The 20,510-nt window shown below is 65.6% G+C and carries 18 protein-coding genes; 6 read left to right on the forward strand and 12 right to left on the reverse strand.

Annotated features, from left to right (window positions below):
* Window positions 1-9: 9 nt before the first annotated feature.
* The 8 genes from nirD to J3S28_RS09985 form a co-directional block, all read right to left on the reverse strand.
* On the reverse strand, window positions 10-399 hold the full coding sequence (gene nirD / locus J3S28_RS09950) for a nitrite reductase small subunit NirD (RefSeq protein ID WP_207840112.1): 390 nt from the start codon (window positions 397-399) through the stop codon (window positions 10-12).
* Window positions 383-2,959, reverse strand: a complete 2,577-nt coding sequence (gene nirB / locus J3S28_RS09955) for a nitrite reductase large subunit NirB (protein ID WP_207840113.1) — start codon at window positions 2,957-2,959, stop codon at window positions 383-385. Before nirB ends, nirD begins: the two co-directional genes overlap by 17 nt.
* Window positions 2,956-4,407, reverse strand: coding sequence for an FAD-dependent oxidoreductase (locus J3S28_RS09960; protein ID WP_207840115.1), 1,452 nt, complete (start codon window positions 4,405-4,407; stop codon window positions 2,956-2,958). Before J3S28_RS09960 ends, nirB begins: the two co-directional genes overlap by 4 nt.
* Entirely contained in the window at window positions 4,404-6,443 is a 2,040-nt protein-coding gene (locus J3S28_RS09965) for a molybdopterin oxidoreductase family protein (protein WP_237341413.1), read from the reverse strand. Before J3S28_RS09965 ends, J3S28_RS09960 begins: the two co-directional genes overlap by 4 nt.
* Window positions 6,444-6,529: 86 nt before the next feature.
* On the reverse strand, window positions 6,530-7,966 hold the full coding sequence (locus tag J3S28_RS09970) for a nitrate/nitrite transporter (protein WP_207840119.1): 1,437 nt from the start codon (window positions 7,964-7,966) through the stop codon (window positions 6,530-6,532).
* Between the two features lie 202 nt (window positions 7,967-8,168).
* On the reverse strand, window positions 8,169-9,023 hold the full coding sequence (locus J3S28_RS09975; RefSeq protein WP_207840781.1) for a TIGR02569 family protein: 855 nt from the start codon (window positions 9,021-9,023) through the stop codon (window positions 8,169-8,171).
* A gap of 93 nt (window positions 9,024-9,116) precedes the next feature.
* The gene (gene moeZ, locus J3S28_RS09980) at window positions 9,117-10,292 is read right to left on the reverse strand and encodes an adenylyltransferase/sulfurtransferase MoeZ (RefSeq protein WP_207840121.1); all 1,176 of its coding nucleotides are present in this window, start codon (window positions 10,290-10,292) and stop codon (window positions 9,117-9,119) included.
* 127 nt (window positions 10,293-10,419) lie between these two features.
* Window positions 10,420-11,628 carry a DUF3152 domain-containing protein gene (locus tag J3S28_RS09985; protein WP_207840123.1) on the reverse strand — a complete coding sequence of 403 codons (1,209 nt, stop codon included), beginning with the start codon at window positions 11,626-11,628 and terminating at the stop codon, window positions 10,420-10,422.
* Window positions 11,629-11,714: 86 nt separating this feature from the next.
* Between J3S28_RS09985 and fasR the strand changes: the two genes are divergently transcribed.
* A complete protein-coding gene (gene fasR / locus J3S28_RS09990; RefSeq protein WP_084834927.1) occupies window positions 11,715-12,380 on the forward strand; it encodes an HTH-type transcriptional activator FasR in 666 nt (221 codons plus the stop codon).
* 16 nt (window positions 12,381-12,396) lie between these two features.
* On the opposite strand, the gene J3S28_RS09995 is transcribed toward fasR, so the two are convergent.
* Window positions 12,397-12,630, reverse strand: a complete 234-nt coding sequence (locus J3S28_RS09995; protein ID WP_084834953.1) for a DUF3107 domain-containing protein — start codon at window positions 12,628-12,630, stop codon at window positions 12,397-12,399.
* Window positions 12,631-12,728: 98 nt separating this feature from the next.
* Window positions 12,729-13,424 carry a ferritin-like fold-containing protein gene (locus J3S28_RS10000; RefSeq protein WP_207840125.1) on the reverse strand — a complete coding sequence of 232 codons (696 nt, stop codon included), beginning with the start codon at window positions 13,422-13,424 and terminating at the stop codon, window positions 12,729-12,731.
* Window positions 13,425-13,733: 309 nt separating this feature from the next.
* Between J3S28_RS10000 and J3S28_RS10005 the strand changes: the two genes are divergently transcribed.
* On the forward strand, window positions 13,734-15,413 hold the full coding sequence (locus J3S28_RS10005; RefSeq protein WP_207840783.1) for a DEAD/DEAH box helicase: 1,680 nt from the start codon (window positions 13,734-13,736) through the stop codon (window positions 15,411-15,413).
* A gap of 5 nt (window positions 15,414-15,418) precedes the next feature.
* Window positions 15,419-16,639: an Rv3212 family protein gene (locus J3S28_RS10010; protein WP_207840127.1), complete on the forward strand. Its 1,221-nt coding sequence runs from the start codon at window positions 15,419-15,421 to the stop codon at window positions 16,637-16,639.
* A gap of 103 nt (window positions 16,640-16,742) precedes the next feature.
* Here J3S28_RS10010 and J3S28_RS10015 read toward each other — a convergent pair whose 3' ends face one another.
* Complete coding sequence (locus J3S28_RS10015) at window positions 16,743-17,534, reverse strand: ParA family protein (protein ID WP_207840129.1); 792 nt, start codon at window positions 17,532-17,534, stop codon at window positions 16,743-16,745.
* Between the two features lie 75 nt (window positions 17,535-17,609).
* Between J3S28_RS10015 and J3S28_RS10020 the strand changes: the two genes are divergently transcribed.
* Window positions 17,610-18,263, forward strand: coding sequence for an acid phosphatase (locus J3S28_RS10020; protein WP_372435982.1), 654 nt, complete (start codon window positions 17,610-17,612; stop codon window positions 18,261-18,263).
* Between the two features lie 31 nt (window positions 18,264-18,294).
* On the opposite strand, the gene J3S28_RS10025 is transcribed toward J3S28_RS10020, so the two are convergent.
* Entirely contained in the window at window positions 18,295-18,765 is a 471-nt protein-coding gene (locus tag J3S28_RS10025) for a hypothetical protein (protein ID WP_207840132.1), read from the reverse strand.
* Window positions 18,766-18,877: 112 nt separating this feature from the next.
* On the opposite strand from J3S28_RS10025, the gene J3S28_RS10030 reads away from it, so the two are divergent.
* A complete protein-coding gene (locus tag J3S28_RS10030) occupies window positions 18,878-19,858 on the forward strand; it encodes a diacylglycerol/lipid kinase family protein (protein WP_207840134.1) in 981 nt (326 codons plus the stop codon).
* A gap of 269 nt (window positions 19,859-20,127) precedes the next feature.
* Window positions 20,128-20,382, forward strand: coding sequence for a WhiB family transcriptional regulator (locus J3S28_RS10035; protein ID WP_023955875.1), 255 nt, complete (start codon window positions 20,128-20,130; stop codon window positions 20,380-20,382).
* The last annotated feature ends 128 nt before the right edge of the window (window positions 20,383-20,510 follow it).

The raw sequence follows: 20,510 nt of genomic DNA on the forward strand, positions 1-20,510 counted from the left end.
TGCTTCACGCTATCTGGGCCTGACCTGGATCAGGTTTGCTTGTACACGCACGTCGTAGACGGGCAAAGATACATTCTCGTCGCTCAGGCAGCGCCCGTCCACCAGGGAGAAGACTTGCTTGAGCAACGGGGAGGCCACAGTGGGCTCGCCGGACCGGTCCCCGACCAGGCCGCGGGACATCACTGCCGCCCGCCCGAACGGATCGATGTTGCCGACGGCATACAGCGTCGGCCCGGACTCACCCGCCACGTGCGCGTCCGACACGAGGAACAGGGCTACCTGCTCGCCATCGGGCAGAAGCACCGCGACACCACGTCCCGGCACCAGTTGGCCGAGGCGGCACGCGTCTGTCCAACTGGTCGCGACATCCGTCGCGCGTGTGTCATCGACGAGACTCATCGTCAGATTCCTCCGTTCGCCGGCGGGCTGCGCCGGGCTGCGGTGTTCCCAACAGTACCGGCACCTTGCGGCCGCCACCCTGCGAGAACTCGATGGTTGGGTCGGGCTCGGCGGGAGCATTGACGAACGAGACGAAACGGGACAGTTTTTCCTCGTCGTCGAGCACCCCCGCCCATTCGTCCTTGTAGCCGGCGACGTGCTCTGCCATCGCCGACTCGAGCTCGGCAGCAATGCCGAGACTGTCATCACACACAACGGCTTTGAGGTGATCCAGGCCACCTTCGAGGCCGGCGATCCAGGGGGCGGTGCGCTGCAGCCGATCAGCGGTCCGAATGTAGAACATCAGGTACCGGTCGATGTAGGCGATGAGTGTCTGGTCGTCGATCCCCGAGGCCAGCAGCTGAGCGTGGGCCGGACTCTGACCACCGTTGCCGCCGACGTACAGATTCCAGCCGTGCTCGGTCGCGATGACACCGACGTCCTTGCCCCGCGCCTCCGCGCACTCCCGCGCGCACCCGGACACCCCGAACTTGATCTTGTGGGGTGAACGCAAACCGCGATAACGCCTTTCGAGATCAACGGCCATACCCACCGAGTCCTGGACCCCGTAGCGGCACCAGGTGCTGCCGACACAGCTCTTGACGGTGCGCAGGCTCTTGCCGTACGCCTGCCCCGACTCCATCCCGGCCTCGACCAGTCGGCGCCAGATCTGCGGGAGTTCTTCGACCCGCGCACCGAAGAGATCGATCCGCTGACCGCCGGTTACCTTGGTGTACAGGCCGAAGTCCTTGGCGACCTGGCCGATGACGATCAGTTGGTCCGGCGTCACCTCACCACCCGGCATACGCGGCACCACCGAATAGGTGCCGTTCTTCTGGATGTTCGCCAAGAAGTGGTCGTTGGTGTCCTGCAGCGCGGCCTGCTCCCCCGTCAGGATGTGATCGCTGGACGTCGACGCGAGGATCGAGGCGACGGTGGGTTTGCAGATCTCGCAGCCCGCGCCGGTACCGTGGCGCGCAACCAGGTCGCTGAACGTGCGGATACCTGTGGCCTGCACGATCTCGAACAGTTCGCTACGTGACTGGGAAAAGTGCTCACACAACGACTTCGAGATCTCGACACCGGAATCGGCGAGCAGTCTCGTGATCGACGGTATGCAGCCACCGCAGGTGGTACCGGCCTTGGTGCACGCCTTGACCGCCGAGACATCTTGGGCGCCATGGGCTATCGCTCCGCAGATGTCACCTTTGCTGACGCCGTTGCAGGAGCAGATCTCGGCACCGTCGGGTAGCGCCGAGATTCCCACCCCTTCTCCGGCGGCCGGCGCGATCAGCGCTGCCGGGTCTCCGGGAACAGGACCTCCGACCATTGGCTTGAGCAGTGCGTACTGCGTGGCGTCCCCGACCAGGACCCCGCCGAGCAAGGTCTTCGCGTCGTCGGAGACGACGACCTTGGCGTACGTACCCGCCACGGGGTCGTTGAAGACGACTTCGAGGGCGCCTTCGGTGGCACCCATCGCGTCACCGAAGCTGGCCACGTCCACGCCGAGCAGTTTGAGTTTCGTCGACAGATCGGCGCCCGGGAACTCCGAATGCCCTCCGAGCAGACGGTCCGCGACCACCTCGGCGGTGTGGTAGCCGGGAGCGACCAGCCCGTAGCAACGACCGTTCACCGCCGCGACCTCACCGATGGCGTAGATGTCTGGGTCGTCGGTCCGGCAGCCGTCGTCGACGAGTACGCCGCCACGCTCTCCGACCGCGAGGTCGGCGTCGCGGGCCAACTGATCACGCGGCCGGACCCCGGCCGAGAAGACCAGCAGCGCAGCGTCATCGATGGTGCTCTCATCAGACAGCGTGACGGTCATCATCCCGTCGTCGTGCTGCTCGATCGCACTGGTCCCGACGCCGGTGTGCACGGCAACCCCGAGCCCCTCCACGAGATTCGCCAGCAGCGCCCCACCGCCCTCGTCGACCTGCAACGGCATCAGCCGGGGCGCGAACTCGACCACGTGCGGTGCCAGCCCCAGGAGTTTGAGAGCGTTCGCCGCCTCGAGACCGAGCAGACCGCCGCCCACCACCACGGCTTTGGCACCGTCCGGTGCCGATTCCGCCCGCGCCCGGATCTGGTCGAGGTCGTCGAGGGTGCGGTACACGAAACAGTGTGCGGAATCCGAACCGGCGACCGGCGGCACGAACGGGTACGAACCGGTGGCAAGGACGAGCGCATCGAAGACGATGCTGGAGTCGTCGTCGAGCACCGCGGTCCGCGCGACCCGGTTGATCCGTGCGACGCGCCGACCGGTCAGCAGATTCACCAGAGGGTCACCCGGATAGGTGTTTCCGTCGAGCGCCAACGCAGCAGGGTCCCAGCTGTTGACGTAGGACGACAGGCCCACCCGGTCGTACGCGGGCGCGGCTTCCTCGCAGACGACGACGATCCGCCACTGGTCGGTGACATCGCGTTCGCGCAACTCCTGCACGAATCGGTGACCGACCATTCCGTGGCCGACCACAACTACGGTCTTACTGGTCATGCTGAACTCCTGTGTTTGTTTGTTCATGCATCGGCAGTCGCCAACCATTCGCACAGTCCCTCGACCACCGATTCGCAACTGCCACAACCGGTGGTCGCACGGGTCGCTTCTGCCATCGCGAGTGGATTCCGCGCCCCTTTACGCCAGGCGTCGGTGAGGTTCTTCTTGGACACCGTGTTACAGCGGCAGATGATGGCCTCGCCGGGCATCTGCGCCGGGCTCGCCGATTCGGTTGCGCCACCGGTCAGATGCCCGAGCAGCAGTCGCATTCGGTCTGTCGGTACCGGCGCACCCGAATCGAACAACTGGGTGATCGTCCCGACCACCTCTGGGTTACCGAGCAGCACCGCACCGACCAGGCGCTCCTTGCGCACGACGACCTTGGCGTAACGGCCTCGATGCGGATCGGAGAGGGTGAGCACCTCTGCCTCGAGATCGCCCGGATCGGTGTCGACCTCGCCCATCGAGGCCAGATCGATGTCGTGGGCTTTGAGTCGCAAGATCTGCTGCGTGCCTTCGTATCCGGTCGGTTCGGAGGCGAGCAGGTTCTGTGCCACGGTCTCGGCCATCTCCCACCCGGGTTGCACCAGGCCGTAGACGATATCGCGATGCTGGGCGCATTCACCGATCGCGAAGACGGCTCGATCGCTCGTCCGCAGATGATCGTCGACGAGGATGCCGCGTTCGGTGGCGATGCCTGCCTCCGCAGCGAGTTCGATGTTGGGTGCGATGCCGGCGGTGACGATCACCAGATCCGCTCCCAGCGTCGAGCCGTCGGCGAGGACCACTTCACGGCCGGTGCCGGGGGCATCGCGCACCGCGGTCACCCGTGTTCCGAGCACCACGTCCATCCCGATCTCACGCAGCACCCGAGAGAGCACCGCGCCGCCGGCGGCATCCATCTGCTTCTCCATCGGATACGCGCGCGGATGAACCACCGTCACCTGAGCGCCGCGCAGCAGTGCACCGCGAGCGGCTTCGAGACCGAGCAGGCCGCCGCCCACCACGACGACGCGGGTGTTCTCTTGCAGCGCCGAGACGATGGCCTCGCAGTCGGCGAGGTTGCGGAAGGCGATGACCCCGGGGATCGGGGTGCCGGTGTCTGTCGTCGCGCCGGCGATCGGTGGGATGAAGGCGCGGCTGCCGGTGGCGAAGACGAGGTTGTCGTACTGGTGCACGGTGCCGTCGTCGCAGCGCACGTTCTGCGCGTCTCGATCGATCGAGGTGACTCGAACCCCGGTGTGGGTCTGCAGGTTGCGCTCGGAGTACCAGCCGGCCGCGCGAATCATGGTGTCGGCGGCGCGGATGCGGCCGGCGACCACATTCGACATCAGGATGCGGTTGTACGCGGCGTTCGGCTCGTCACCGATGACCACACTGGTCACCTGGGTACCTGTCGGGTCGAGCCGGTGCAGTTCTTCTTGCAGGCGGGCCCCGGCCATCCCGTTCCCGATGATCACGACGCGCTTGCTCATAAGACCTCCAGTCGTACTGCGCAGGCCTTGAACTCAGGCATCCTGCTGGTGGGGTCGAGTGCCGGATTGGTCAGCAGATTGGCGCGCTGATCCCCGGCATAGTGGAACGGGAGGAAGACTGTGTCGGGTCGCAGCGAGTCGACGCAGCGGGCCGCGGCTGTTGCCGATCCGCGTCGCGAGGTCAGCACAACCTGTGCGCCGTCGGCGATCCCGAGCCGCTCCGCGGTATCGGTGTTCACCTCGACGAACATCGGTCCCGCCGCGTCCGCGAGGGCCTTGACGTGCCTGGTCTGCGCACCGGACTGGTAATGCGTGAGCACCCGGCCCGTGGTGCACACCAGCGGGAACTCGGCGTCGACCGGCTCGGTGGGACCGTGGTGGTCGACGGCGATGAACTTTGCCCGGCCGTCGTCGGTTGCGAAGCGCTGCAGAAACATCCGCGGGGTTCCGGGGTGCCCGACCTCGGGGCACGGCCAGTGGATCGCCTCGTCGTTGTCGAGCCGGTCGTAGGTGACACCGGTGTAATCGGCCGGTCCGCCCGCCGAGGCCCTGCGGAGCTCGTCGAAGACCTCACGGGGATCGGTCGGGAAGCGCTCTGCGGGCTGCCCGAGCCGGATGGCCAGTTCCGAGAGCACCTCGAGCTCGCTGCGGGCTCCCTCTGCGACTGGCACCGCCTGCCGCCTGCGCAGCACGCGACCCTCGAGGGAGGTCATGGTGCCCTCTTCTTCGGCCCATTGCAGCACGGGTAGCACGACGTCGGCCATGGCGGCGGTCTCCGAGAGCAGGAAGTCGTTGACCACCAACATGTCCAGGGACGCCAGCCGATCGACGACGTGCCCTGCGCGTGGCGCTGACACGGCCAGGTTGGCGCCGTGCACCATCAGCATCTTGGGGCCGCCCGGTTGGCCCAGCGATTCGAGCAACTCGTACGCACTCTGCCCGGGTCCGGGCAGATCGTCGGGGTCGATGCCCCACACCTTCGCGACATGAGCCCGCGCGGCCGGATCGGCGATCTTGCGGTAGCCCGGAAGCTGATCGGCCTTCTGCCCGTGCTCGCGGCCACCCTGCCCATTGCCCTGACCGGTGATGCAGCCGTAGCCACTGCCCTTACGGCCGCACAGCCCGAGCAGCAACGACAGACCGATGACCGCGCTGACGGTGTCGGTTCCCGTCGAATGCTGTTCTGCGCCACGAGCCGTGAGCACGTAGGCGCCGGTTCCGTTGTCCCGGGCCGCGGCGAGCAATGCCACGGTCCGGCGCATCGCGGCGACCGGCACCCCGGTGACCCGCTCGGCCCGCTCGGGCCACCACTGGCCGGCAACACGCCAGAAATCGTCGAATCCGGACGTACGGTCGGCGATGTAGTCGAGATCGGCGTAACCCTCGGTCACGGCGATATGAGCCATTCCCAGTGCCAGCGGCAGATCCGTGCCCGGGGCCAATTGCAGGTGCACCCCGCCGTCGGCGACCGCACGTTCGACGGTGGCGGTGCGCCGCGGATCTGCCACCACCAGCCCGCCGGCCCGTGCCGCGGTCATCAGATGACTGACCATCGGTGGCATCGTCTCCGCGACGTTGCCGCCGAGGATCACGATCGCCCGCGCGGACCCGATGTCGGCGAGCGGAAACGGCAGACCGCGATCGAGTCCGAAGGACTTGATCCCGGCGGCAGCCGCCGAACTCATACAGAACCGCCCGTTGTAGTCGATGTTCGACGTGCCCAGGGCCACCCGTGCGAACTTGCCCAGTTGGTAGGCCTTTTCATTGGTCAGCCCGCCGCCGCCGAAGATTCCGACGGCGTCGGCGCCGTGCTCCCGACGCGCTCTCGCAAATCCCGACGCGACCACATCGAGTGCATCGTCCCAGGTGGTCGGGGTCAGGACGCCGTCCCGGCGTACCAGTGGCGTTGTCAGCCGGTTGGGGTTGCGCAGGACATCGGCTGCGGTCCAACCCTTCTGGCACAACCCGCCCTTGTTGGTCGGGAACTGCCGCGGGGTCACCTCGGCGTCAGCGGCGCCCTTGCCGCTGATGCTCATCGCGCACTGCAGACCGCAGTACGGACAATGGGTCTTCGTCCCCACCGGGGCCGCCTCGACGGCCGGGGCCGACAACGCCTCCGCGGTCACGGGATGACGGGCGCCGGGTTGACAGGATCGGCGGTCGGGGCGTCAGCAGGCGCTGCACTGAGTGCGGGTGCTTCGATGGAGCGCCGCACGTAGAACCACCAGGTCACCAGCGCGGCGACCACATAGAAGGCCATGAAGATCGCGAAGGCCTGTGTCGCAGACTGATTGGACTTGTAGCTGTCCCGCAGCACCAGGTTGATGGCCACCCCGCCGAGGCCACCGAACGCGCCGGCGATACCGATGAGCGCACCGGACATCGAGCGAGACCAGTTTGCCTTGCCGATCGCGTTGAGCCCCGGATTGACCTTCGCCTTGTGCTCCCAGATCGCCGGGATGATCTTGTACACCGAACCGTTCGCGATACCGGAGATGATGAAGAGCAACACGAATCCGACCACGAACGCCGTCAAGGTGCCGCCGGTGATCTTCTTGTCGTTGGCGTCGGACATCGCGCTGGCCACCACCAGGATCGACGACGCCACGATCATCGACGCGAAGCAATACATGGTGATCTTGCCGCCACCGATCTTGTCGGCGAGTTTGCCACCGTAGGGACGGGAGATCGACCCGAGAAGGGGCCCGATCCAAGCGATCTGGGCTGCGGCGAGGGCAGGTTTGGTGGCCCCGTTGGCGGTGAACGAAATGTTCAGCACCTGGCTGAACGCGAACCCGAAGCCGATGAACGAGCCGAAGGTGCCGACATACAGCAGCGAGATCAACCAGGTGTCCTTGTACTTCAGCGTGTCGAGCATCGCCCGGCCGCTGGAGGTCTGGTGGTCCAGGTTGTCCATGTAGATGGCCGCGCCGACACCGGCGATCGCAAGCAGCACCAGGTAGATGGCACAGAGGATCTCGGGTTTGTCAGAGGCGATCCAGATGACGAAGAGGCCGACCAACTGGATCGCGGGGACACCGATGTTGCCGCCACCTGCATTGAGACCGAGCGCCCAGCCCTTGAGACGCTGCGGGTAGAAGGCATTGATGTTGGTCATCGACGAGGCGAAGTTGCCACCACCGAAACCGGTCAGGGCAGCGACGAAGAGGAACCAGCCGAAACCGAACTCACCGGGGTTCATCATCAGCATCAGGGTCAGCCCGGTGGGGATCATCAAGACGACCGCGGAGAAGATGGCCCAGTTACGACCGCCGAAGATCGCGGTTGCCTGGGTATACGGGATGCGCAAGCAGGAACCGACGAAGGTTGCGGTCGCCCCGATCACGAACTTCTGGTCGAGGCTGATCCCGTATTCGGGACCCATGAGCAACGCCAGCGCAGAGAACATAGACCAGATCGAGAAGCCGACGTGCTCGCAGATGATGGACCAGACGAGGTTGCGCTTGGCGATCGCGGCGTTGCCCTTGTCCCACGCCTCGACATCTTCTGGGTCCCAATCAGTGATGTAGTGCTTTCGTTTTGTGCCCGAAACGGTCACAGGAGTCCTCCTCGTAGGTCCGGCGCACGGGCCGGGTTGACTTGAGGAGAACGGTAGGAAACCGGTGTTGCCGCAATTTTGCGATCAGTGACCGAACAATCACAGTGTTCTCACACCTCCCTGGCGGCAGAGGTGAGATGAGAGCCCGGAACGGCGTACGCCAGTCCGGAAACTACCGGCGTCATTGCAGGTCAGGAGCTGGCTAGACGAGAAACCTGACCATGTCGGAGACGCGCTTGAGGCCCGGTAGGGCACCTGCGGTGGATCTCGGATGTAACGCATGGACGGCCAATCTGAACATGACGGCCCGCAACATCATCTGTGGCCACTCGGGCAGATCGCCCCACCGCTCGATGAGGGCGTCGTCCGCTCCACCCCATGCGAGCGCATCGACGACCACCACTGCCGCGGCCCATGACGCGGGTCGCCAATACGGCGTGATGTCCGTGATCCCGGGCGCCGCCGCACCGGCGAACAGCACGGTGCCGAACAGGTCACCATGCACCAACTGCGACGGTGACTCGACCTTCTTCCGCAGGGTGGCCAGGTTGTGCAGGATCTCCAGGCTGGTGACGCCGTCCGGCGACGTCGGATCGCCCATCCCCGCGGCTCGGGCCGATCGCATCGGGACGTCGTCCCAGGCGGCCCGATCGGACGCGGTGAACACATCGACGTCGGTGTAGGGCGGCGCGGGTGGCTGCATCAGGAATCGAGGGCGTTCCAGGCTCGCGGTGACCTCGTGCAACCGATCTGCCAGCGATACCACCTCGTCGTAGCGAGGTTCGGGGGTGCCGGCGATGTACGTGTCAGCACGCCATCCCGACACCACATAACGACCGTCTGAGGATCGAACCGGACGAGCGATGCGGATCCCGTCGACGAAGAGGGCCTCGCGGACCTTTGCCGACCAGGCCGCGCGCGCATGATCGGGGACCAACGACAACACGGTCTCGCCGATCCGCCAGCCGCCTTCCCAACCGTCCCCGAGAGCCACCACGGGATCCTGTGTCAGTCCGAAGGTCTGCAGCACATGCTCCGGCGGCTCGACGGAGGTCAAGTCAGAGGTCACGCTGTCGAGGTTACCGGCGCGAGGCGCCGCAGCCGTGCAGGCGCTACGGGTGTTCCCGCCTCGAATCGTCGCGTACTCGGGTCAGTAGACGGGAAGGGTCGAATCGACCTGTTTGGCCCAGGCGGTGATTCCGCCCTGGAGATGGGTGGCATCGGAAAAGCCGGCCTTCTTCACCGCCGCCAGCGCCTCCGCCGATCGGATCCCGGTCTTGCAATAAAGCACCGCGGGGCGGTCATGCGGCAGTTTCGCCAGCCCTTCTCCGGACTCGATGTCACCCTTCGGGATGAGCGTCGCGCCGTCGATCTTGACGATCTCCCACTCGACCGGCTCCCGCACATCGATGAGGGCGATCCGCTCCCCGGCGTCGAGACGTTCCTTCAGTTCGACGGCGGTCAGCGTCGAGTCGGTGGCCGCAGACACACCCTCATCCGAGACGACACCGCAGAAGGCGTCGTAGTCGATCAGTTCCGTGATCTTGGGCGCCTGCGGATCCTTGCGGAGATTGATCGTCCGGTAACGCATGTCGAGCGCGTCGTACACCATCAGGCGCCCGAGCAGGGTCTCCCCGATCCCCGTGATCAGCTTGATCGCCTCGGTTCCCATGATCGAACCTATTGAGGCGCAGAGAATCCCGAGAACGCCACCCTCGGCGCACGACGGCACCATCCCGGGCGGCGGCGCTTCGGGGTACAGGTCGCGGTAGTTCAATCCGAGGCCACCGGGGGCGTCCTCCCAGAACACCGACGCTTGCCCCTCGAACCGGTAGATCGAACCCCAGACGTACGGCTTGCCGGCGAGCACCGCGGCGTCGTTCACCAGATAGCGGGTGGCGAAGTTGTCCGTGCCGTCGACGATGAGGTCGTACTGCTCGAAGAGTCCGATGGCGTTGTCGTTGTCGAGGCGGAACTTGTGGGTGTGGACGGTGACCAGCGGGTTGATCTCCAGAATGGAGTCGCGGGCGGAGTCGGCCTTCGGCCGGCCCACGTCGGACTGTCCGTGGATCACCTGACGCTGCAGGTTCGATTCGTCGACCTCGTCGAACTCCACGATGCCGATGGTCCCGACGCCTGCCGCCGCGAGGTAAAGCAGTGTCGGAGATCCCAGCCCGCCCGCTCCGATGACGAGAACCTTTGCATTCTTGAGGCGCTTCTGACCGTCTACCCCGATATCCGGGATGATCAGATGCCTGCTGTAGCGGGCCACCTCATCGCGGGTGAGTTCTCCGGCGGGCTCGACCAGCGGGGGCAATGTCGACACGGGCGATCTCCTCAGCGTGATCAGCGGACGACCGTTGATCCGGCCGTCTCATCTGCTACCTGCAACGAGTATGCGCCTGCGAAGATTCCGCCAGTGCGAAGCACAGCGCGACCGTCGGGCGGCCGGATCACCGATCCGGGAACGGCCACGGATTCGGCGTGCAGACGTAGCTGCGATTGGCCTTCATATCCGGATCGAGCGCCATGATCTCGCTGTTGGCCGTCCCGAAGGTCTGCTGCATCATGATCGGCGCCAGGGCCCCGTTCACCTTGCACGGCTCGTGATTGACGAATCCGATCGCGTGGCCGACCTCGTGGTTGATCAGGTACTGCCGGTACCCGAGGTCGTCGCCCTGATACGACGACGCGCCGCGGACCCAACGTGCCTCGTTCAGGGTCACCCGCGACTCGGGTGGGTAGTAGCAGGACGACTCGAGTTGGATCTCGTATCCGCACAGTTCCCGGGTGGTGTCCGGGGAAGTCAGGGTGACGCGAAAGTCCGGTTCACCGGTGTCGATGCGGCGGAACGAGAACTTGCCGTCTCCGACCCAGCTCTTCGGGTTGGCGAGGGTGGTGTCGACGAACTTTGCGTAGGTCGGGTCGCCGCCGTAGTCGCCGGAGGCCACCCCGTTCTCGACCTCGACCGTGTACGTGAACTCCTGGCCGCCGGTTCCGACCCGCGGGGTCGACCCCGGGACGACGTGATAGCCCTCCGCACCCTTCGCAGTGAATGGTCCGCCGTTCGGCAGGGCACCGGCCGGCAGTTGCTCGGCCTGGACCTGCGCCGGCGGAGCGCCGATGGCGGTGGAGACGTTGTTGACGTCGGTGTTGCGGACGTCGTCCGGGTCGGATTCGGCGGCTCCGTTGTTCTTGTTCTCGCCATGGGACTGCACGGTGAGCACGACCATGATGACCGTCAGGACCGCCAGAACCGGGATGGCGTATGCCCGCCACCCGTATGTGCTGACGAACCGGCCGATCGCGCTCTGCTTCTTGCGGTCCTTGTCGCGGTCGGTTCGCTGGCGTCCGGGGTCTTCCGTCGGGTCCCACCGAGCGCGCAGAGGCTGGTCCGGGGCGGGCCGCCCCGACGTCGGCTGATGGACGTCGGTCCGCTGATTCGCGAGCCGGGCGTCCGCCTCGGCCTCACGGCGAGCCGCGCGCTGAGCTCGCTCGGCGCTTCGGCGAGCTTGTTCGGCATGGTCGCGGCCACCGGCAGCGGTGTCGGTGCGGGCACGCCGACGACGCGGCGGATCACCCTGCTGCGGGCCTGGAGCAGCCGGCGCGTCACGGGGTGCGCGCCGCGTGCCCGTCGGCCCCGAACCTCCAGCACCAGTCACCCGTAAACCTTCTCACAAGGACCGGCCGTTGCCCGGCAGGCACAACCACCGGTGGCGGAACTCGAGAGCAGATATACGCTCGGACCATGGACAAATCGGCCGCCGCGGGCACAGGTGTGAACGCACCCACGACAGGTGGGCCCCGGCGCAGCGTGCGCATGCCACGCAGTGCCCGGCGGTTACAGCTCCTCGACGCGGCCAGCGAGATCTTCGTCGAACGGGGCTACCACTCGGCGGGTATGGACGAGATCGCGGTACACGCAGGCGTCAGCAAACCTGTCCTCTACCAGCACTTTCCCAGCAAGCTGGATCTCTACCTCGCCGTACTCGACTCCCATGCGGAATCGATGGTCAACCGTGTCACCGGTGCCCTGCTCAGCTCCACCGACAACCGTCATCGCGTTCGCGCGGCGGTGCAGGCCTTCTTCGATTTCATCGACGAGGACAGCCAGGGATACCGGCTGATCTTCCGGTCGGACGCACTCGACCCCGCAGCGATCCGCAGGGTCGAAGGGGCGACGGAAGCATGTGTGGACGCCGTGTACGGACTTGTCATGCACGACTCGGGACTCGACCCACATCGCTCGCGGATGCTCGCGGCAGGACTCGTGGGCCTCAGTCAGGTCAACGCCAGACACTGGCTCGACGCCAAGCGTCCGGTGACCAAAGAAGAAGCCGTCGACATCACGGTCACAATGCTCTGGGGCGGACTTTCTCGAGTGCCCATGCAACAGTCGAACGGCTTCTCCTGAGGATCAACTCACGCGATCAGATCGCGCCGAAGCCAACCTTCCGGGCGTCGGAGACACCGACCTCGACGTAAGCGATCTTGGTGACGGGGATCAGGTAGCGAGAACCCTTGTCGTCTTCCAGTCGCAGCAGCTGCTCGTTGCCTGCCAGTGCCGCCTCGACCGCGGCGTGCGCTTCGTCGCTGCTCTTCTCGGTGTGTACCACCACTTCGCGAGAGCTGTCGGTGATCCCGATCTTCACATCAACGGCCACAAAATCCTCCACAGATATACGTTCGAACTCTCGGGTCTAACTCTGCTGTTGCAATCCTGCTGGCCTGAATCTAGCCCCACAGGCGTGCAGGCGGACAGTCAGCCCAACCCCATATCGGCCATGCGCTGTGCATGCCGATCCTGGATCGAACCGAAGAAGTCCACGATCTGGTTGAGGTCGGCCTCGACGGAGAACAACAGCTCGGTGAGTGCCTCCTGGCCGGCCAGCACGTACTGGGTCTGCGTGATCGCCTCTCCGAGCAGCCGCCGGCCCCACAACGTCAGGGGCGACGAAAGCGCGGGGTCGGCAGCGACCGCTTCCCGGATGGCGGCGACGGCGAAGTCAGAGTGTCCGGTCTCGGCCATCACGGTGCGCACCACGGCCTCGGCGTCCTTCGGCAGAGTTCCCGCGATCTCCATGTAGAAGTCGGCAGCCAGACCGTCGCCGACGTACGCCTTGACCAGCGATTCGTACCAATTGCTCGGCACCGTCGAGGAGTGGTACTTCTCGAGCACCGGCGTGTACGCGGCAATCGATTCGTAGACGTCGACACCACGGGCGCCCAGCGCCTCCTGCAGGATCTCGAAGTGACTCATCTCGGCGGCGGCCATGCTCGCCATCTCGACCCGGCCCCGCATGTCGGGCGCCATCGTCGCCTCCGACGCCAAGCGGTAGAACGCGGCCAGTTCGCCGCAGGCCAGTACCCCGAACAGTTCGGTGATACCGGGATGAGAGGCTGACGATCCGGCGGCGACTTCGGACACCGGCGGCTGCGTTTGTGAACCAGACGACATGAGAACGAGTGTAGTCAGCACGTCGGAACCGGGCACTGTGGACGACGGCCGGGGCCCTGAACCGGGTGTTACACGATGCGACGTCACCACCTGGTCGCAGGCCACGTACACTGCCAGGGGTGAGCCGTGCGCACGAGCCGGCTCGCAGGAATTTGTGCGCGCACCGATGGCGGTCCGATATCTGTTGGGCCCGATTTGACCAGATGCAGGTTGCCCGAGTCCGCCTTTGCACCGCGGCCAGTGAGCTGATCTGACGGTTGATCTTTGCAGTGCGCGCGGGAGCACATTGCGAAAGGCAATCAACTGAACATCGAACAAGAAGCCAAGAACACCGCGTTGGACGACATCGTCGAAGAAGAGCACGTCATCGTGGAGGCAGACCACGTCTCCCCCACGTTCGCCGAGCTCGGCGTCCGGCAGGAGATCGTCGACGCCCTCACCGCCGACGGCATCACCAATACCTTCGCCATCCAGGAACTGACCCTGCCGCTGGCGATGGCAGGCGACGACCTGATCGGCCAGGCCCGCACCGGAATGGGCAAGACCCTCGGTTTCGGGGTACCGCTGTTGCAGCGGGTGTCGCAGGCGACCGCCGAACCCGGCGAGCGCGGCATCTGGAAACTGGACGGCACCCCGCGAGCACTGATCATCGTGCCCACCCGTGAACTCTGCATCCAGGTGACCGATGACCTCGAGATCGCGGCCAAGGGTCTCCACGTCGACACCGCAGACGGCCAGAACCGGCCCATCCGGCTGCTGTCGATCTTCGGCGGCAGGCCATTCGAACACCAGATCAGCGAGCTCAAGATCGGTATCGACGTCGTCGTCGGCACCCCCGGCCGCCTCCTCGACCTCGCCCGTCAGGGCCACCTGATCCTGGGCAAGGTCCAGGTACTCGTTCTCGACGAGGCCGACGAGATGTTGGACCTGGGCTTCCTGCCCGACATCGAGCGCCTCATGAGTTCTCTGCCCGATGCCCGTCAGACCATGCTCTTCTCGGCGACGATGCCCGGGCCGATCGTGACGCTGGCGCGCACCTTCCTGACGAAGCCGACCCATATCCGGGCCGAGCACGCCAACGATTCGGCAATCCACGAGCGCACCACCCAGTACGTCTACCGGGCTCACGCGCTGGACAAGGCCGAGCTGGTCGCGCGCATCCTGCAGGCCGAAGGTCGCGGCGCGACAATGATTTTCACCCGTACCAAGCGTACTGCTCAGAAGGTCGCCGACGATCTCGCCGAACGCGGTTTCGCGGTCGGTGCCGTACACGGCGACCTCGGGCAGGTCGCTCGCGAGAAGGCGCTCACCGCGTTTCGTGAGGGGCGCATCAACGTGCTCGTCGCCACCGACGTCGCCGCGCGTGGCATCGACATCGACGACGTCACGCACGTCATCAACTATCAGTGCCCCGATGACGAGAAGACCTACGTCCACCGCATCGGCCGCACGGGTCGCGCGGGCCGTACCGGCATCGCCGTCACCCTGGTCGACTGGGACGAGCTGCATCGTTGGGAGATGATCAGCAAGGCGCTCGACCTCGCCAAGGACGAGCCGGTCGAAACCTATTCCAGCTCACCGCATCTGCGTGAAGAGATGGGCATCTCGGAGTCTGCTACCGGTCGCATCGGCGAAGGCAAGCCCCCGCGTGATGACCGTAAGGATCGCGACTCCCGCTCCGGCGGCGGACGCGCGTCCGGTGGAGAGAAGCGCGAACTCGCCGGGCAACGCAGGTCGACGTCACCGGCATCACGTCAGCGTCGGCGCACCCGTGCGGGAAGCAGCGATGCGCCCGCAACCGGTGACACCGCGTCGACCGCGGCAGCCGGCGCAGACACCGCAGCGGCCGCGACGGCGCAGGATTCCGGATCGGCTGCAACGACCTCGGAAGGTGGAGACCGCCCCCGGCGGCGGCGGCGCCGCCGGAGCGGTGGATCTGCCGACAAGTCATCGGCCTCCGGCGACACCGCGGGTAACGCCTCGGAGTAACTGACGTGCTCAAGCCGGAGCGGCGCACGCCGGTCGACCTGTTGATCGTGGCCGTCCTCGTGGCGGTCGTCATCGTCGCCGGCGTGGCCATCTGGGCCACCAGTTCTGTGGAGAACACCGCGTCCGACCCGTCCCCGGTCGCTGCGGCGCCGCCCGCGTCAGCGACCGCGGTGCCTGCCTCGTACACCGAGGCATGGCGGGCGGCCAGTGACGCCACGGCCGGGCCGGTCATCGTCGGGGGCGTCGTCGTCACGGGCGACGGAGACACCGTCGTGGGCCACGATTCGACATCCGGCCGTCAGCTCTGGTCGTATCGCCGAGACCTCCCACTGTGCGGGGTGTCCGGTTGGAGCGCGTCCGGTCGTGACTACGCGATCGCGGTGTACCGCAATTCCCGGGGTTGCAGTGAGGTCACGGCGTTGTTCGGCTCGACGGGCAAGCGCGCGACCACGCGTAGCAGCGACGCCGACAACACCCTCGACTTCAGCTCTGACCGGGATTATTTTGTGGCGCAGGGTGATACGCGACTCGAGATCTGGCGCAGCGACCTGGTTCGGACCATCGAATACGGCCGGGTCGACGCCCCGGTCAATCCCGGATCGCAACCGCGATCGGGTTGTGAGCTCGTCTCGAGCGCCGTCGGCAGTCCCAAGGTAGCCATCGTCGAGCGCTGCGGAATCGAACCGGGTTACCGCCTCACGGTGCTCGGATCCACCCTCGACAGCAACGAGAAACTCGAAGAGTTCGGCTCGACCCTGATCACCGCAGATCTCGGTTCGCCACCTCGCGTCGTCGCTGTGGGGAGCGACAGCGTCGCGGTGTATGTGTCTTCGCCCGAGCCCATGCTCGAGACCTACGCGTTCGACGGAACACTACGGAACCGGACCTCCCTGCTGGGGGGTCCCGTCGGCGCCGAGAGCAAACCCATCAGCGGCGACGGCATCGTCACCTTCTGGACGGGCAAGGCCACCGTCGTGCTCGACGCCGAGACCCTGCAAGCCCGCTTCCAGGTTCCCGAGACGCTGGGACCCGGAGTGGTGATGGCAGGCTCACTGCTGCTCCCGAGTGCCACCGGGATCAGCGAACACAAACTCGTCGACGGCCAGCCCATCCGATCGATCCCGGTACCCCGGGACGGCTATACCGGCGGGGTGATCACACTCGGCGTGATCGGCGATGAGCTCGTGCAACAGTGGGGTTCGACCGTCTCGGTGCTCAGCCCGTAGCCGAAAGCTGCTGCAAAAACACACGTTTCAGTCAAAACCACGTGTTGCAACATGTGGTTTTGACTCGAACGTGTGCATTTGCCGGCCTGCATGTGCGTCGCCGTCAGACCGCTTCGATCGTCACCAGGTCTGCGCCGCCGTTCCAGTGCTTCCACAGGTTCTCGGAGAGCTCGCGGTACGCCGTGGACCCCTTGTTCTTACGACCTCCCACCACACTGACACCCGATGCCGAGGCCTCGGCGAACTTCACGGTGCGAGGTATTGCCGGCGACAGCACCGGTAGGTCGTAGCGATCCGACACGTCGGCAAGCACGTCGCGGCTGTGGGTGGTGCGCGCGTCGTACAACGTCGGTAGCGCTCCCAAGAGTTGCAGGTCGGGGTTGGTGATCTGCTGGACCTCGGTCACCGTCCGCAGCAGCTGCCCGACCCCTCGGTGTGCCAGCGTCTCGCACTGCAACGGCACGATCACCTCGTCGGCGGCGGTCAACCCGTTGAGCGTGAGCACCCCGAGCGAGGGCGGGCAGTCGATGATGATCACGTCGTAGTCGCCCTCGACGGTCTTGAGCGCACGCTTGAGCGCGTACTCGCGGCCCGGCCGCATCAGCAGCAGCGCCTCGGCACCCGCGAGGTCGATGGTCGCCGGCAGCAGCGACACCTTGTCTTCCGTGTCGAGCAGGGTATCGGCGATGGCACCCTCACCCAGCAGGACGTCATGGACCGAAATGGTCAATTTGTCCGGATCATGCCCCAACGAAAAGGTAAGGCAGCCTTGCGGATCCAGATCGACCACCAACACCGACAGTCCCATGTCGGCCAACGCCGCACCCAGTGAGACAACCGTGGTGGTCTTGGCGACCCCACCCTTCTGATTCGCCACAGCAAGTATCTTGCTCATTCCCTGACCCCCTTCGCCTCGCGCAGTACACTCCGTTTCCTTGACCCTATGCGTCAAGCGGGCAGAATGTCTGGAGTGACTGCTTCCGCTTCGGCCATTCATCGCCTCATCCTCATCCGGCACGGTGAAACGGAGTGGTCAAAGACCGGTAAACACACCGGATCGAGTGACATCGCCCTCACCGAGCTCGGCGAAGAACAGGCGAAGAGCCTGCGCGAACCGCTCGACGAACTCCTGCTCACCGACCCACTGGTGCTCTCGTCTCCACGCCGGCGTGCCATGCACACCGCAGAATTGGCGGGACTGGAGATCAGCCGTACCGGCGAGGAGTTCTCTGAATGGGACTACGGCACCTACGAGGGACTGACCACGCCGGAGATCCGCGAGACCGATCCCGGGTGGACCGTATGGAGCCGGGGCGGCCCCGGCGGAGAATCGCCCGGGCAGATGAGCGATCGGATGGACAGCGTCATCGATGAGCTTCTGAATTGCCTGCTCACCAGATCCGTAGTCGTGATCGGGCATGGGCACTTCTCCCGATCACTGCTCGCCCGCTGGATCGGTTCGCCTGTCGAGTTCGGTGCGCATTTCGCCATGCTCCCGGCGTCGGTGGCGGTCCTCGGTTTCGACGGCGAGACCCGGCAGATCCAATCGATGGGGATCACCGGCTATCGCAGCGCCGACTACGTGGACGCCGGGCGTCCGGCGCACGTCCGCACGGGGGTCTGACCTACGCACCGAGCGATCAGGGCCCAACCCGTCAGGGACGCTTTTTCTTCTTCGCGGGTGATTTCTTCAACTGCGGTGCGGGGTCGTCCACGTCCTCGGCCGGAGGATCGATCTCGTACGCCGCCGCGAACCACTTCATCGCCGACGGGCTGAACAGACAGACCAGCGCCGCGACGAGGACCACGAGCAGCGGAGTACCGATCAGCGGGAGGTTGCTGTCGGTCATCAGCGCGAACGCGACGGGTAAGAGCAGGATCTGTGCGACCACCGCGATCGCACGACCCCAGCGCCGCCCGGTCAGCAGCGCGACACCGCCGGCCAACACGCCACCACCGAGGATCGCGAACCACGCCGCGGTGCCATATCCGCTGATGAAATCTTCTTTGTGACCCATCAGCTCCCTGATCACCATCCAGATCGCGGCCCCGACAGCGAGCACTCCTTCGAGGGCGACTATCGCGCCGGCACGGCGGACATTGAGGGGAGGAGGAGTTTCAGACACGCGGACCAGCGTAGTGGTTGCAGCCGACCGCACGTCCGCCAGAGGACGGCGAAGGGCCACACACGCAGCGGAAAGGGGCCCACCGCGCGGTCTGCCGCTAGGCTCACTTCTCGTGCGCGCGATGCTGATCGTCAACCCCTTCGCCACCTCGACCACCGAGGCCGGCCGGGACGCGCTGCGTGACACCCTGACCGCATCGCTTCGACGCCCCGGCGACGCGATCACCACCGGGACCGGCTTCGACGTCACCGTCGAGCACACCACGCATCGTGGCCATGCAGGCGAACTGGCGGCGAAGGCTCGGGCCGAGGGATACGACGTCGTGGTCGTGCACGGAGGCGACGGCAGCGTCAACGAGGTCGTCAACGGACTGCTCGACTCCCCCGACATGCCGGCTGCCGGTCCTCCCTCACCGGCACTCGCCGTGGTTCCGGGCGGTAGCGCCAACGTCTTTGCGCGTGCCCTGGGCATAGATCCGGACCCACTCAAGGCGACCGGTCAGCTCGTGGATCTGCTCGCAGCCGGCCAGCGGCGACGAGTCAGCTTGGGACACACCGACAATCGGTGGTTTCTGTTCAATGCCGGACTCGGTGTGGACGCCCGGGTCATCAAGTCGATCGAAGAACAACGCACGGCCGGGCACCAGGCCACGGCGGGACGATACTTCTGGACGACGGTGCGGACCTTCATCGGTGCCGCGCGCGACAAACCGACGCTGACCGTCCGGATTCCCGACGCCGATCCCGTCGACGGGGTGCACTTCGCCTTCGTCTCGAACGCGAGCCCGTGGACCTATCTGGGTGCACGGCCCATCGAGACCAACCCCGGCACCAACTTCGACAACCGTCTCGGCGTCTTCGCATCGCGGTCGATGAACCCGGTCCGCAATCTGCCGCTCGCTCGGCAGCTGCTCTCGAAGCGATCTACACCCCACGTCCGGCACCTGCTGCGGGCCGACGATGTGGACGCCGTCGAAATCACCAGCACCGAACCCATCGACATGCAGATGGATGGCGAATACCTTGGAACACGGACCGCGTTGACGGTGCATTGCCGGGCCGCCGCGGTCGAGGTTGTCGCTCCCAAATCGTGAAACAGTGACTCTTCACACAGGAGGAGTCCGAGGTCACACCCGGTTTCTGCCATAAATCACGGGCACAATCGGCGGCAGAGTAGTACAAAGGTAGGTGGACCCAAGAAGGCACCCCCTACACAGTGATATTGCCCACGTGTTAACGCAACACCATTGACTTCATCTGGATTCGTGAAAGTATTCACAAGCAACAGTGCGGAAACAAAACCTACGCACACATGAACTGACGGTTACGAGCGGCGCGAAGAGGCGCCTGAAGGAGCAGTAGGATGGACTGGCGTCACAACGCAATTTGTCGCGACGAGGATCCGGAGCTGTTCTTCCCGGTGGGAAACAGTGGTCCGGCTATCGCGCAGATCGCTGATGCGAAGCTCGTCTGCAACCGCTGCCCGGTTACAGCTGATTGCCTCACATGGGCACTGGAGTCGGGACAGGACGCAGGCGTTTGGGGCGGGATGAGCGAAGACGAGCGCCGTGCGCTCAAGCGGCGTAACGCACGCAGCCGCACCCGCAGCTCGGTCTAGACCCCGAGAGGGTGGTCACAGCCCAGAGACCACCAAACAGACAACCAACCCGGTGGCATATGCCACCGGGTTTGTGTTGTTCCAGGGCTGGAAGGCATTTCCGGCGATGTGCTCGTAATCACTCGGAG

It is taken from the genome of Williamsia soli (assembly GCF_017377795.1).
GTDB lineage: Bacteria > Actinomycetota > Actinomycetes > Mycobacteriales > Mycobacteriaceae > Williamsia > Williamsia soli.